Annotated in this window: 11 protein-coding genes and 1 tRNA gene; 9 read left to right on the forward strand and 3 right to left on the reverse strand. The window is 73.1% G+C overall.

Annotation, left to right across the window (positions count from 1 at the left end; all coding sequences use genetic code 11):
- The first annotated feature begins 278 nt into the window (after positions 1 to 278).
- The 8 genes from ACPC54_RS11610 to ACPC54_RS11645 all read left to right on the forward strand — a co-directional run bounded on the left by ACPC54_RS11610 (position 279) and on the right by ACPC54_RS11645 (position 6,715).
- Positions 279 to 352, forward strand: a tRNA-Gln gene (locus tag ACPC54_RS11610).
- 149 nt (positions 353 to 501) lie between these two features.
- Complete coding sequence (gene glmU, locus ACPC54_RS11615; RefSeq protein WP_498963782.1) at positions 502 to 1,956, forward strand: bifunctional UDP-N-acetylglucosamine diphosphorylase/glucosamine-1-phosphate N-acetyltransferase GlmU; 1,455 nt, start codon at positions 502 to 504, stop codon at positions 1,954 to 1,956.
- A gap of 201 nt (positions 1,957 to 2,157) precedes the next feature.
- Positions 2,158 to 3,135, forward strand: coding sequence for a ribose-phosphate diphosphokinase (locus ACPC54_RS11620; RefSeq protein ID WP_498963784.1), 978 nt, complete (start codon positions 2,158 to 2,160; stop codon positions 3,133 to 3,135).
- 315 nt (positions 3,136 to 3,450) lie between these two features.
- A complete protein-coding gene (locus tag ACPC54_RS11625) occupies positions 3,451 to 4,038 on the forward strand; it encodes a 50S ribosomal protein L25/general stress protein Ctc (protein WP_498963786.1) in 588 nt (195 codons plus the stop codon).
- 115 nt (positions 4,039 to 4,153) lie between these two features.
- Positions 4,154 to 4,732: an aminoacyl-tRNA hydrolase gene (gene pth, locus ACPC54_RS11630; RefSeq protein ID WP_498963788.1), complete on the forward strand. Its 579-nt coding sequence runs from the start codon at positions 4,154 to 4,156 to the stop codon at positions 4,730 to 4,732.
- A 152-nt stretch (positions 4,733 to 4,884) separates the two neighbouring features.
- Positions 4,885 to 5,208, forward strand: coding sequence for a hypothetical protein (locus tag ACPC54_RS11635; protein WP_498963790.1), 324 nt, complete (start codon positions 4,885 to 4,887; stop codon positions 5,206 to 5,208).
- Positions 5,209 to 5,322: 114 nt separating this feature from the next.
- Positions 5,323 to 5,832, forward strand: coding sequence for a SigE family RNA polymerase sigma factor (locus tag ACPC54_RS11640; protein ID WP_498963792.1), 510 nt, complete (start codon positions 5,323 to 5,325; stop codon positions 5,830 to 5,832).
- Between the two features lies 1 nt (position 5,833).
- Positions 5,834 to 6,715 (forward strand): hypothetical protein, encoded by an 882-nt coding sequence (locus ACPC54_RS11645; RefSeq protein WP_498963794.1) that lies wholly within the window; start codon positions 5,834 to 5,836, stop codon positions 6,713 to 6,715.
- A gap of 205 nt (positions 6,716 to 6,920) precedes the next feature.
- Here the strand turns inward: ACPC54_RS11645 and ppc are convergent, their stop codons facing one another.
- Positions 6,921 to 9,734 carry a phosphoenolpyruvate carboxylase gene (gene ppc, locus ACPC54_RS11650; protein WP_498963796.1) on the reverse strand — a complete coding sequence of 938 codons (2,814 nt, stop codon included), beginning with the start codon at positions 9,732 to 9,734 and terminating at the stop codon, positions 6,921 to 6,923.
- A 307-nt stretch (positions 9,735 to 10,041) separates the two neighbouring features.
- Between ppc and ACPC54_RS11655 the strand changes: the two genes are divergently transcribed.
- Positions 10,042 to 11,313 (forward strand): sensor histidine kinase, encoded by a 1,272-nt coding sequence (locus ACPC54_RS11655; protein ID WP_498963798.1) that lies wholly within the window; start codon positions 10,042 to 10,044, stop codon positions 11,311 to 11,313.
- A gap of 28 nt (positions 11,314 to 11,341) precedes the next feature.
- On the opposite strand, the gene ACPC54_RS11660 is transcribed toward ACPC54_RS11655, so the two are convergent.
- Both ACPC54_RS11660 and ACPC54_RS11665 read right to left on the reverse strand, forming a co-directional pair.
- A complete protein-coding gene (locus tag ACPC54_RS11660; protein WP_498963851.1) occupies positions 11,342 to 11,860 on the reverse strand; it encodes an SUKH-3 domain-containing protein in 519 nt (172 codons plus the stop codon).
- A gap of 102 nt (positions 11,861 to 11,962) precedes the next feature.
- On the reverse strand, positions 11,963 to 12,424 hold the full coding sequence (locus ACPC54_RS11665; RefSeq protein ID WP_498963800.1) for a YwqJ-related putative deaminase: 462 nt from the start codon (positions 12,422 to 12,424) through the stop codon (positions 11,963 to 11,965).
- Positions 12,425 to 12,458 lie beyond the last annotated feature (34 nt).

Genomic DNA, 12,458 nt, shown 5'->3' on the forward strand with positions numbered 1-12,458 from the left:
CTACGGCATCGTAGGTTGCGCTCCGTGGCGAGGGGAACACACCGCCGCGCGGCGCTTGAGTGAATTCACCCGACTGGATGGATGAACCCTCGGCCCGTCCGGTGAGTCGGCAGGTCGCACCCGATCGGGGACGGGCGGCCCGCGGACCCCCCGCCGCGGGCCCCGCGACCGCGCCCGGGAACGGCGGGAGCGGTTGGCCGCAGGTGGTAGATGTGAGCCGCGCCAACCCGTAGTCTTGGGCGAGCGCGCCGCCGGGAGTCCTGCGAGCGGGCGCGCGGTCCCGGATCGTCTAAGGGCAGGACAGCTGGTTTTGGTCCAGCTTATGGGGGTTCGAATCCTCCTCCGGGAGCCATCCGAACGGCCACGGGCGGGCATCCGCGGGCCGAGGCCCCGGCGTTCCCGCCGGTAGCCTCGCACTATCCTCGAACGGTCAGGGCATGTGTGCGGATCCGCGCCCCTGGCCGCTCTGCCCTCGCTGTGAACCTACTGAGGAGCCTCCCCTTGGGTGCCAAGTCGCTTGCCGCCGTTGTCGTGCTCGCCGCCGGTGGCGGGACCCGGATGAAGTCGAACAAGCTGCCCAAGGTGCTGCACGAGGTGTGCGGGCGCTCGCTGGTCGGCCACGCGGTCTCGGCGGCGGGTGAACTGACCCCCGGTCACCTCGTGGTGGTGGTCGGGCACCAGCGCGAGCAGGTGGTCGAGCACCTGAGCGCGCACCACCCGGCCGCGCGCCCGGTGGTGCAGGAGGAGCAGAAGGGCACCGGGCACGCCGTACGCACGGCGCTGGAGGCGCTGGCCGCGGACGGCGTCACGCTGGACGGCACGGTGATCGTCACCGCCGGGGACTCCCCGCTGCTCACCGGCGAGACCCTGCGCCGGCTGGCGAACTCGCACGAGGCGCAGCAGAACGGCGTCACCGTGCTGACCGCCGTCGTCCCCGAGCCGTTCGGCTACGGCCGGATCCTGCGGGACGAGGACGGCACCGTCGCCGCGATCGTCGAGGAGCGGGACGCCAGCGACACCCAGCGGACCATCGCCGAGATCAACTCGGGCGTCTTCGCCTTCGACGCCAAGCTGCTCGCCGAGGCGCTGGCCGAGCTGACCACGGACAACTCGCAGGGCGAGGAGTACCTGACCGACACCCTGGAGATCCTGCGCACGGCCGGCCACCGGGTGGGCGCCGTGGTGGCCGAGGACCACCGCGACATCCTGGGCATCAACGACCGGGTGCAGCTGGCCCAGGCCCGCCGGCTGCTGAACGACCGGCTGCTGGAGCGGGCGATGCGCGAGGGCGTCACCGTGGTGGACCCGGCGACCACCTGGTTCGACGTGCAGGTGACGTTCGAGCCGGACGCCGTGGTGCTGCCGAACACCCAGCTGTACGGCGCCACCCACCTGGGCGAGGGCTGCGAGGTGGGCCCGAACTCGACCCTGACCGACACCCTGGTCGGCGCCGGCGCCCGTGTGAGCAACACCACGGCCGACCGCGCCGAGATCGGCGAGCTGGCCGTCACCGGCCCGTACGCCTACCTGCGGCCGGGGGCGAAGCTGGCCCGCAAGGCGAAGGTCGGCACCTATGTCGAGGTGAAGAACTCCGAGCTGGGCGAGGGCGCCAAGGTGCCGCACCTGTCCTACATCGGGGACGCCACGATCGGCGAGGGCACCAACGTCGGCGCGGCCTCGGTGACCGTGAACTACGACGGCGTGAAGAAGCACCGCACGGTCATCGGCGCGCACTGCCGGACCGGTTCGGACAACATGTTCATCGCCCCGGTCACGATCGGTGACGGCGCCTACACCGGCGCGGGCTCGGTGATCACCACCGACGTCCCGCCCGGCGCACTCGGCGTGAACCGCGCGCAGCAGCGCAACATCGAGGGCTGGGTGGAGCGCAAGCGCCCCGGGACCGTGTCGGCGCAGGCCGCGCAGGCCGCGACGGACGGTGCGCCGCAGGCCTGACGGGACGGCCGGGACCGTGGGGGGCGGTCCCGGGGCGGACGGTTTCTGCGCGGGCGCGTAACCTGGGGGACATACGTGCGCCACTGGGCTTACCGCCCGTGTCCAGGCGTACCGACATTCCCCGATCCCATGCCGTGTGCGGGCTGCGCCTGCCCGGGCGGGGTGCGGGGTTCAGCGTCCGCAACGCGAGGAGACGGTGCAGTGAGCGGGATCACGACGTCGGGTGAGAAGAAGCTGAAGCTCTTCTCCGGCCGTGCCCACCCGGAGCTGGCGAGGGAGGTTGCCGAGGCGCTGGGGACCGAGCTGGTCCCGACCAAGGCCCTCGACTTCGCCAACGGCGAGATCTACGTCCGCTTCCTGGAGTCGGCGCGCGGCGCGGACTGCTTCGTGATGCAGAGCCACACGGCTCCCATCAACCAGTGGATCATGGAACAGCTGATCATGATCGATGCTCTGAAGCGGGCCTCCGCCCGGAGCATCACCGCGATCCTGCCGTTCTACGGGTACGCCCGCCAGGACAAGAAGCACCTGGGCCGCGAGCCCATCTCCGCCCGTCTGGTCGCCGACCTGCTGCGGCAGGCCGGTGCCGACCGCCTGATGGCCGTGGACCTGCACACCGCGCAGATCCAGGGCTTCTTCGACGGCCCGGTGGACCACCTGTTCGCGCTGCCGCTGCTGGCCGACTACATCGGCGAGAAGGTGGACCGCTCCAAGCTGACCGTCGTCTCGCCGGACGCCGGCCGGGTGAAGGTGGCCGACCAGTGGTGCGACCGGCTGGACGCGCCGCTGGCGATCATCCACAAGCGCCGCGACATGACCCAGGCGAACACCATCCTGTCCGCCGAGGTCGTCGGTGACGTCAAGGGCCGGGTCTGCGTCCTGGTCGACGACATGATCGACACCGCCGGCACCATCTGCGCCGCGGCCGACGCGCTGTTCGAGAACGGCGCGGCGGACGTCGTCGTGGCCGCCACCCACGGCGTGCTCTCCGGCCCGGCCGCGGACCGGCTGAAGAACTCGCGGGTGAGCGAGTTCGTGTTCACCAACACGCTGCCCACCCCGGCGGAGCTCCAGCTGGACAAGATCACCACGCTGTCGATCGCCCCGTCGATCGCGGCCGCGATCCACGAGGTGTTCGAGGAGGGTTCGGTCACCAGCCTCTTCGAGGGCGTGCACTGAGCCGACTCGGGCCCGCCCGTCCGGGCGGGCACTGACGGAGGACCGCGTCGGCGGCCCCGGTCCGAACGGGCCGGGGCCGCCGCCGATTTCGCGGGAGGGCACCGGTGCGGTTAGACTCGTGAAACTGCTCGGCGAGGGATGCCGTGTGCCCGCTGGACGGGTGCCCGCTCCGTGATCGACGCGCTGCCGGTAGCGGATTCCGTCCGCCGGCAGAGGCCGTTGCCGCCGAGTGACCCCCGAACGTACTGAGGGTGTGGTCCCGGCGGTTTTTCGCGTTGCCTGCACCCCCGCGCCATTTTCACGAGGAGTGCAGTCGTGTCCGAGATCCGCATCGCCGCCGAGACCCGTACCGAGTTCGGCAAGGGTGCCGCCCGTCGCGCCCGTCGCGCCGGCTTCGTCCCCGGTGTCGTCTACGGCCACGGCCACGCCCCGGTTCACCTGAACCTGCCGGCCCACGACCTGATGATGGCCCTGAAGACCCCGAACGCCCTGCTGGTCGTGCCGATCGAGGGCAAGGACGAGTACGTGCTGCCGAAGGCCGTCCAGCGCGAGGCCATCAAGCGCGACATCGAGCACGTCGACCTCCTCCTGGTCAAGCGTGGCGAGAAGGTCACCGTCGAGGTTCCGGTCCACACCGAGGGCGAGCTGGCCGCGGGCGGCAACCTGCTGGAGCACGTCCTGCAGGCCCTGCCGATCGAGGCCGAGGCCACCCACCTGCCCGAGGCCGTCACCGTCTCCGTCGCCGGCCTGGAGGCCGGTGCCTCGGTGCACGCCAAGGACATCGTCCTGCCGGCCGGCGTCTCGCTGGCCGTCGACGCCGACGCCGTCGTCCTGCAGGTCATCGCCGCCCAGGCCGCCCCGGCCGAGGACGAGGCCGCCGAGGCCGAGGGCGCCGAGGCCTGAGCCTCGTAGCACCGCGTAGCTGAAGGCCGCTGCCCCGACCGCTCCCGCTGGAGCGGCCGGGGCAGCGGTGTGTCCGGGATGATGGCGTCGAGAGAAGCCGAGGAGTGAGGCAGGCATGGCGGACGAGTACGAGGGCCCCTGGCTGGTGGTGGGGCTGGGCAACCCGGGCGAGCAGTACGCCCGGAACCGGCACAACATCGGCTTCATGGTGGTCGATCTGCTGGCGCAGCGGATCGGCGCCAAGTTCAAGGCGCACAAGAGCCGGGCCCAGGTGGCCGAGGGGCGGCTCGCGGGCCGTCGGGTGGTGCTGGCCAAGCCGATGTCCTTCATGAACCTCTCCGGCGGGCCGGTGACGGCGCTGCGGGACTTCTACAAGGCGCCGGCCTCGGCGCTGATCGCCGTCCACGACGAGCTGGACATCGACTACGCGGCGCTGAGGCTGAAGCTGGGCGGCGGGGACAACGGCCACAACGGGCTGAAGTCGATCACCAAGTCGCTCGGTCCGGACTACTACCGGGTGCGCTGCGGGATCGGCCGTCCGCCGGGCCGGATGGAGGTCGCGGACTTCGTGCTGAAGGACTTCTCCTCGACCGAGCGCAAGGAGCTGGAGTGGTTCGTGGACCGCTCGGCGGACGCGGTGGAGGCGCTGCTGTCCGAAGGCCTGGAGCGGGCGCAGGGCACGTACAACTCCTGATGGTCCGTCACCCCCGGGCCCGGCGCCGGGGGTCTGCGGGGTACGCAACGGTCGTACAACGCTTGCCGCCCCAAACCTGAATCCGTGTGAGAAGCCTGTGCGGGATCGGATAGCGTCGCCCTGGTACGCGAACGAGTCCTGGGGAGTTCTCGATGCGGAGATTGCGTCCGGTCCGCCGGCTCCGGCGGCGCCGGGTGGTCCGGCTGGTGCAGCTCGGACGGCGGGTCGGCACGGCCGGCGCGCTGGGGGTGGCGGGAGCGCTGCTGTCGGGCGGTGCGGTGGCGCACGCCGACGCGGCCGCGGAGCCGGATCCGGCGGTCACCCCGGAGCCCGCGGCGGCGCAGTTCGCGCCGGTGCTCGGTGAGTCGATGGGGCCGGACGCGGGGCTGTTCGCGGTCGGCGGCGGCCTGCTGGTGTCGGCCGGCGGTGCCGCACTGTGGCTGCGGCGCAGGCGCGCGGGGGAGCCCGCGGAGTAGGGATGCGTGACGGAAGGGCCGGTGCTCTCGGTGAGCACCGGCCCTTCGCGTTGGCGCAAAAAATATGTCGATCAGTTTGTCATCCGTTTTCGATGGGCCGTGCGTCCTGTGGTCATGAAGCGCGATTCGATGGGTGCCGGGGGCGTCGGCGGGGATCCGTTCGACGAGTTCGTCGCGGCGAGGTACCACGCGTTGCTGCGCGGAGCCTTCCTGATCACCGGGGACGTCCACGACGCACGGGACCTGCTGCACGACGCCCTGGCACGCGTCTACCCGAAGCGCGCGACCATCCGGGACCCGGAGGCGGCCGAGGCGTACGTGCGCACCACGATGGTCCGCACCCACGTCTCCCGCTGGCGCCGGACCCGGCGGGAGGTGCTGACCTCCGAGCCGCCCGACTCCCCGCAGGAACCGGTGGACGTCGGGGACGAACGGCTGGCGGCCGCGCTGCGGTCGCTGCCCAAGCGGCAGCGGGCCGCGGTGGTGCTGCGCTACTACGTGGACCTTCCGCTCGCCCGGGTGGCGGAGGAACTGGGCTGCTCGCTGCCGACCGCCAAGACGCACCTGGCCCGTGGGGTGAAGGCGATGCGTCAGGAACTGTCGGCCGAGAGGGAGTTGGTGTGACATGGCGACCGAGCGCGACATCAACGCGACGGACGAGGAGTTCGAGCGGGAGCTGACGGCCCGCCTCGGCGCCCGGGCGGACGGGCTGACCCGCGGCGAGGTGCCGCTGGCCGGGCTGCGGGCGGCGGGCGTGCGCCGGGCCCGGCGGCGGGTCGTCGCGCGGGGCACGGCCGGGGTCGCGATGGCCGTGGTGCTGGCGGTCGGGGCGGGCGGGATGGCGAAGTTCAGCCGTGACTGCCCCTGCCCGGGCCCGGCGGCGAAGGCGGCCGGTCCGGCGGCCTCCGGGTCGGCCGACCCGACCGGGGATCCGAAGGCCGGGGCGGCGGGACGGGAGCCCGGCACGACGGTCGCCTCCTGCGAACCCGCCGCGAAGCCCACCCGCTCCGACCACTTCGCCGACTACCAGTGGACGGTGGAGCACTCGCTGCGGGAGTTCCCGACACAGAGCCGGGAAGCGACCGCGAACCCGTACACGGCGGCGGACGCCGTCGACCGGGTGGGCGCGAGCACCTACGAGGCTCAGTACCTCGGCTACTGCTGGGACGCGGCCGCTCGGACGCTCTACGTCAAGCGCGTCCCCGAGGCGTCCGACCGGTTCGACGGAACCGTGCGGGTGGCGACCCACGCCTGGCCGGACGTCAAGGTGGTGTTCCAGGACGCCAAGCACTCGTACACCGAGCTGAAGGCCGTGACCGACCGGGTGCGGGCGGACGCCGCCTACTGGAAGGCCAAGGGCGTCGAGGACTGGAGCTGGGGGGTCTACGACGACGGCTCCGGCTTGGAGATCGGGCTGAAGTCCGACCTCTGGGGCCGGGCGCCGGAGATCGTGGCCGAGTTCCAGCAGCGGTACGGGCCGCTGGTGGTGGGCTGGGTCCGGGTCTAGCGATCCGGGCCGTCAGGCTCGGCCCGGGTAGCGATCCGGGCCGACGCGGAAGGGTCTTCGTCCGTCCGGGGGGATGGACGACGGCCCGACGCGAGAGGGGTCTTCGTCCGTCCGGGGGGATGGACGACGGCCCGACGCGAAAGGGGCCTTCGTCCGTCCCGGGGGGGGAACGGACGACGGCCCCTTCCGCGTTCGCGGGTGCCGGTCAGCCGGTGTTGCGCAGGCCGGCGGCGATGCCGTTGACGGTGAGGAGCAGGGCGCGGGCGCGCAGCGGGTCCTCGTGGCCGCCGGCGGCGACCTCCTCGCGCTGGCGGCGCAGCAGCGCGACCTGCAGGTAGGAGATCGGGTCGAGGTAGGCGTCGCGGACGGTGAACGTCTGCTTCAGCACCGGGTTGTGCTCCAGCAGTTCGCTCTCGCCGGTGAGCCGCAGCACCTCGCGCAGGGTCAGCTCGTGCTCGGTGACGATCTGGTCGAAGATGTGCCGCAGGTCGGCGGGCACCAGCTGCTCGACGTAGTGGCGGGCGATCCGCAGGTCGGTCTTGGCCAGCGTCATGGCGACGTTGGACAGGAAGTTGCGGAAGAAGTGCCACTGCCCGTACATCTCGTCCAGCACGTCGCCGAGGCCGGCCGCGCGGGCGGCGGCGAGGCCGGAGCCGACGCCGTACCAGCCGGGGACGATCTGGCGGGACTGGGTCCAGCCGAAGACCCACGGGATGGCCCGCAGGCCGTCCAGGCCGGCGCCGGAGTCGGGGCGGCGGGACGGGCGGGAGCCCAGGTGCAGCGAGGCGAGCTGGTCGACCGGGGTGGCGGCGAAGAAGTACTTCGGCAGGTCCTCCTGGTCGACCAGGGCGCGGTAGGCGGTGTGCGCGGCCTCGGAGACGCGGTCCATCGCGGCGTCCCAGCGGGCCAGTTCCTCGGGGGCCTGGCGGGGCGAGGTGTGCAGCGCGGAGGCGGCGAGGGTGGCGGAGAGGGTCAGCTCCAGGTTCTCCCGGGCGAGGGAGGGGAGCAGGTACTTGTCGGAGATGACCTCGCCCTGCTCGGTGACCTTGATCTCGCCCTCCAGGGTGCCCCAGGGCTGGGCCAGGATGGCCTCGTGCGAGGGGCCGCCGCCGCGGCCGACGGTGCCGCCGCGGCCGTGGAACAGGCGCAGCCGGATGCCGTAGCGGTGGGCGACGTCGCGCAGCCGGCGCTGGGCGCGGTGGATCTCCCACTGGGAGGTGGTGATGCCGCCGAACTTGGAGGAGTCGGAGTAGCCGAGCATGACCTCCTGGACGTCGCCGCGCAGCGAGACGAGCAGCCGGTAGGAGGGGTCGGAGAGCATCTCGTCGAGGATGCGGTCGGCCTGCTGGAGTTCGTCGGTGGTCTCCAGCAGCGGCACGATGCCGATCTTGGCGATGCCGGCGTGCAGGTCGATCAGGCCGGCCTCGCGGGCCAGCACGGTGGCGGCGAAGACGTCGTCGGCGCCCTGGCACATCGAGATGATGTAGCTCTCGACGATCTCGTCTCCGAAGCGCTCGAAGCCCTCGCGGATGGTGTTGAAGACGCCGAGGGTCTTGGTGCCGGCCTCGTCCAGCGGGGCCGGGGTGGGGGCGAGCGGGCGGCGCGAGCGCAGCTCCTTGGCGAGCAGCTTCTGCCGGTACTCGCGGGGCATGTCCGCGTAGCGCCAGGCCTCTTCGCCGAGGCGGTCGAAGAGCTGGCCGAGGGCGTGGTGGTGGGCCTCGGCGTGCTCGCGGACGTCCATGGTGGCGAGCTGGAGGCCGAAGGCCTCGATGGTGTTGATGGCGCGGGCGAGGCGGCCGTCGGCGATGAGTTCGCCGCGGTGGGCGCGCAGCGAGTCCTGGATCAGCCGCAGGTCGGCGACGAGTTCGCGGGTGCCGAGGTAGTCGCGGCCCTCGATGTGCGGGGTGCCGGCGGCCAGCCGCTCGCGGGTGTTCTCCAGCTTGAGCCGGACGCAGGTGGCCTTGAGGCGGTAGGGCTCCTCGGCGTTCATCCGCTTGTAGCGCGGGCTGAGTTCGGGGAGCCGGTGCAGGTCGGTGTTGAGCGAGGCGAGCAGTTCGACGGAGGCACCGGCCAGCCGCTCGGAGGTGGAGAGGGTGTTGCGCAGCTCGTCGACGGCGGCCAGGGCGTCCTTGATGCCGTACTCGTGCTGGAGGTTGAGGACGTCCCAGGTGACCTGCGGGGTGACGTTGGGGTTGCCGTCGCGGTCGCCGCCGATCCAGGTGCCGAAGGTGAGCGGGCGCACGCCGTCGGGCAGGTCGAGGCCGACCCGGGACAGCTCCTCGTGCAGCTCCTCCAGGACCTCGGGGACGGCCTCGCGGTACAGCTCGTCCAGGTAGTAGACGGCGTTGCGGGCCTCGTCGGTGGGCTCGGGGCGGGCGATGCGCAGCTCGTCGGTCTGCCAGAGCAGGTCGATGACCTCGGCGAGGCGGCGGTCGGCCGAGCGCCGGGCGCTGCTGGTGCGCGCCGGGTCGGCGGCGGCCAGGCCGGAGCTGATCTCCTCGCGGTGGATGCGGTCGAGGAGTTCGCCGATCCGGCGCAGCTTGTTGAGCACGCTGCGGCGGGCGGCCTCGGTGGGGTGCGCGGTGAAGACCGGACGGACCGACAGGTGGGCCAGGGTGTCCTGGAGGTGCTTCGGGTCGGCCTCGGCGAGCTGGTCCGCGACCTGGGCGAGCCGCGAGCCCTCGCGGGCCCGGCGGGTGGCGAACTCGCGGCCGCGGTGCACCTGCTCGGTGACGTTGGCGAGGTGGAAGTAGGTGGAGAAGGCGCGCACGAGGCGGGCGGCGGTCTCCAGGTCGATGTCGGAGAGGAGTTCGGCGGTGGCCTCGCCGTTGGTGCGGCTGAGCAGGCGGACCTGTTCGACCAGGCCCAGCAGCTGGGGGCCCTCCTGGCGGACGAGCGTTTCGCCGAGGAGGTCGCCGAGGCGGCGGATGTCCGCGCGCAGTGCGGCGTTGTCTCCGTCCGAGCCGGCGGCTCCGACTGAGGTGGGGCTGTCCGCCGGGTTGGGGACCGGAGCGGTCACGGCTGGCTCCCTGTGGTGGTGGGGTTCGGCAACGGCTCATCGTCACAGGTCCACGCGCAGTGTGGCGGGTGTGACGCGTGCGGACCGCGCTGTCCGACGGGACCCAGCATAGGTGTCGGTGCGGTCGCTGTCCGCGAGGTGGCCGGATGGCGGACAGCGCGGCCGGAACGTCCTGTGGTATGGACCACTTGGGCGGCCCGGGAGGTGTGCCGGACGGTGCTTGTGGGAAGGGTGGTACGCCCGGCCCGGCCCGGGCCGGGAGGCCTTGCCCGGCGGGCGCCGAGGGGCACGCTCTAGGCTGTGGGGCATGAGCAAGTCGCCTGGGGAGCGCGCGCCGGTCAAGCCGTTCTGGTGGTGGAAGCGGCCGCGCAGCGCCTTCCTGGACATCGGACTGGCGCTGCTCGCCGCGCTGGAGTGCGCCGTCAGCGCGCTCTCCTTCCTCTCCGCCCGGGTGGACCTGCCCCCCGCGGGCACGGTCGGGGTCGCGGCGCTGGGCGCGCTGGCCGGCGGTTCGCTGGTGCTGCGCCGGCGCTGGCCGGCCGTGCCGGTGATGGTCACGCTGCTGCTGATGCCCGGGATGCTGGGCGTGGTGCTGCTGGTGGTGTCGCTGTACACGCTGGCGGAGACCTGGGAGTGGCCCTCGACCCGGCGCCGGGTGGTGGCGCTGTCCGCGCTCGCCTTCGCCGAGGCCGTCGCGGTGATGATGGTGTCGATGCTGACCCCGGTCGACGCCCCGGTCGAGCCGCCGCCGCTCTGGGGCCAGGTGCTGATCTCGGTGCTGGTGGCGGTCGGGCTGACCGTCCCGCCGGTGGTGACCGGCCTGTACGTGGGGGCGCGGCGGCGGCTGATCGAGTCGCTCAAGGACCGCGCGCACGGCCTGGAGACCGAGCTGGACCTGCTGGCCGAGCAGGCCCGGGAGCGCGCCCGCCGGGCCCGGCTGGAGGAGCGGACCAGGATCGCCCGGGAGATGCACGACGTGGTGGCGCACCGGGTGTCGCTGATGGTGGTGCACGCCGGGGCGCTGGAGCGGATCGTCGCCAAGGACCCGGAGAAGGCCGCGCAGAGCGCCAAGCTGATGGGCGAGGTGGGCCGGCAGGCGCTGAACGAGCTGCGCGAGATCCTCGGCGTGCTGCGGATGGACGAGGACCGCCACCAGCCGGAGCCGGACTCGCTGGCCGGGCTGCCCCGGCTGGTGGACCAGTCCCGGGCGGCCGGGATGGCGGTGACCCTGACGGTCAGCGGCAGCCGGCAGGAGTTCACCGGCGAGGCCGAACAGACCGCCTACCGGGTCGTCCAGGAGGGGCTGACCAACGCGCACAAGCACGCGGGCGGCGCTCAGGTGTCCGTACTGCTGGCGTACGCGCCGAACGGGGTGCGGGTGAGCGTGGTGAACGCCTGCCCGGGCGCGGAGTTGGGGGCGGCGAAGCTGCCCAGCGGTGGCAACGGGCTGGTCGGGATGCGGGAGCGGGTGATCGCGCTGGGCGGCACCTTCTCGGCCGGGCCGGAGGCGGACGGCGGGTTCCGGGTGGAGGCGGTGCTGCCGTCCCGGCTGGCTGTCCGGGCGGACCGGCTCGGCTAGCGGCCCGCCGCCCCCGCCGGGGCGGCGGTCAGCCGTCGGATGCGTCGACGGTGCGCAGCCGTTCCGGGGCGGTGCCCAGGACCAGGGTGGTGATCGCCTGGTCGATGCCGTGGCCGAGGAACCACTCGCCGGTGTGGTCCAGGCTGTAGACCCGGCCCTCCTCGTCGACGGCCAGCAGCGCCTGCCCGTGCGCCTCCTCGCCGAGCGGGGCGAGCCGGGTGCCGAGCGCCCGGCCCAGGTCGGACAGGGTGCGCGGCAGGTGCAGTCCGCACAGCGGGTCGAGCAGGAACGGGCTGCGGGCCAGCTGGCGGCCCGGCCCGACCAGGTCGAAGGCGAGGCCGCCGAACTCGGCCCAGGCCTCGACCGCCGCCGGGAACACCGTGTGCCCCGGGCCGGTCGGACCGCCGTGCCCGACCAGGGCGTCGGCCCACTCCTCGGCCTGCCGGATCTCCCAGCGGCCGGGGTGCCAGCCGGCCGCCTTCAGCTCGGCGGCGACCTGGGCGGGGAAGCGCGGGCGGGTCCGCCCGAGCGTGCCGGCCGAGGACAGGGTGGCCGGCGGGGGCGGGGGCGGGGGCGGGGGCGGGCTGGGCGGGTTCAGGACGGGCTCCGGGGTTCGGGGACAGGGGGCGTACGGGCGCGGGCGGTCGGGTCAGTGCGCGGGCGGGCCGACCACGACGCTCCGTACGGTGAAGTGCTCCAGCATCGGGGCGCAGGAGCGGCACGGCGGGGCGTGCGTGCCGTGCGCCGGGTCGCCCTCCTCGCGGATGCGCACGGTCGTCATCCGCGCGCCCTTGAGTGCCTTGCGCGCCTCCTGGACCGTCATCGGCTTGCGGGCGGCGCGCTTGGAGCGCTTGCCGTCCACCGAGAGCAGGTACCGGGAGAGCAGGACGGCCTCCGGGCAGCGGCCGGTGAACCGCTCGCGGGCCTCGACGGGCAGCGCGTCCAGGAAGTCGCCGACCAGCGGGTGCAGGACCGGACGCCGCTCGTCCTTGTCGCCGGCCAGCGTGTGCACCTCGCCGGCCTTGAGCGACAGTGCGGCGGCGACGGCGGGCAGCAGGCTGTCGCGGAGGTGGCGCAGCACGGGCGGGCCCGCCGGCTCACCGGTGGTCATCCGTCCTCTCCCTCCTGGTTCCTGTCGGTTCGGC

Origin of the sequence: Kitasatospora sp. NPDC094028, from assembly GCF_049543595.1 — a bacterium.
Taxonomy (GTDB): Bacteria; Actinomycetota; Actinomycetes; order Streptomycetales; family Streptomycetaceae; genus Kitasatospora.

What these genes read in the sequence shown, in the direction of transcription:
- ACPC54_RS11640 (WP_498963792.1), top strand. Translation starts at nt 5,323, where the DNA reads ATGAAGCGCGATTCGATGGGTGCCGGGGGCGTCGGCGGGGATCCGTTC.
- ACPC54_RS11645 (WP_498963794.1), top strand. Translation starts at nt 5,834, where the DNA reads ATGGCGACCGAGCGCGACATCAACGCGACGGACGAGGAGTTCGAGCGG.
- ACPC54_RS11635 (WP_498963790.1), top strand. Translation starts at nt 4,885, where the DNA reads ATGCGGAGATTGCGTCCGGTCCGCCGGCTCCGGCGGCGCCGGGTGGTC.
- pth (WP_498963788.1), top strand. Translation starts at nt 4,154, where the DNA reads ATGGCGGACGAGTACGAGGGCCCCTGGCTGGTGGTGGGGCTGGGCAAC.
- ACPC54_RS11655 (WP_498963798.1), top strand. Translation starts at nt 10,042, where the DNA reads ATGAGCAAGTCGCCTGGGGAGCGCGCGCCGGTCAAGCCGTTCTGGTGG.
- ACPC54_RS11665 (WP_498963800.1), bottom strand. Translation starts at nt 12,424, where the DNA reads ATGACCACCGGTGAGCCGGCGGGCCCGCCCGTGCTGCGCCACCTCCGC.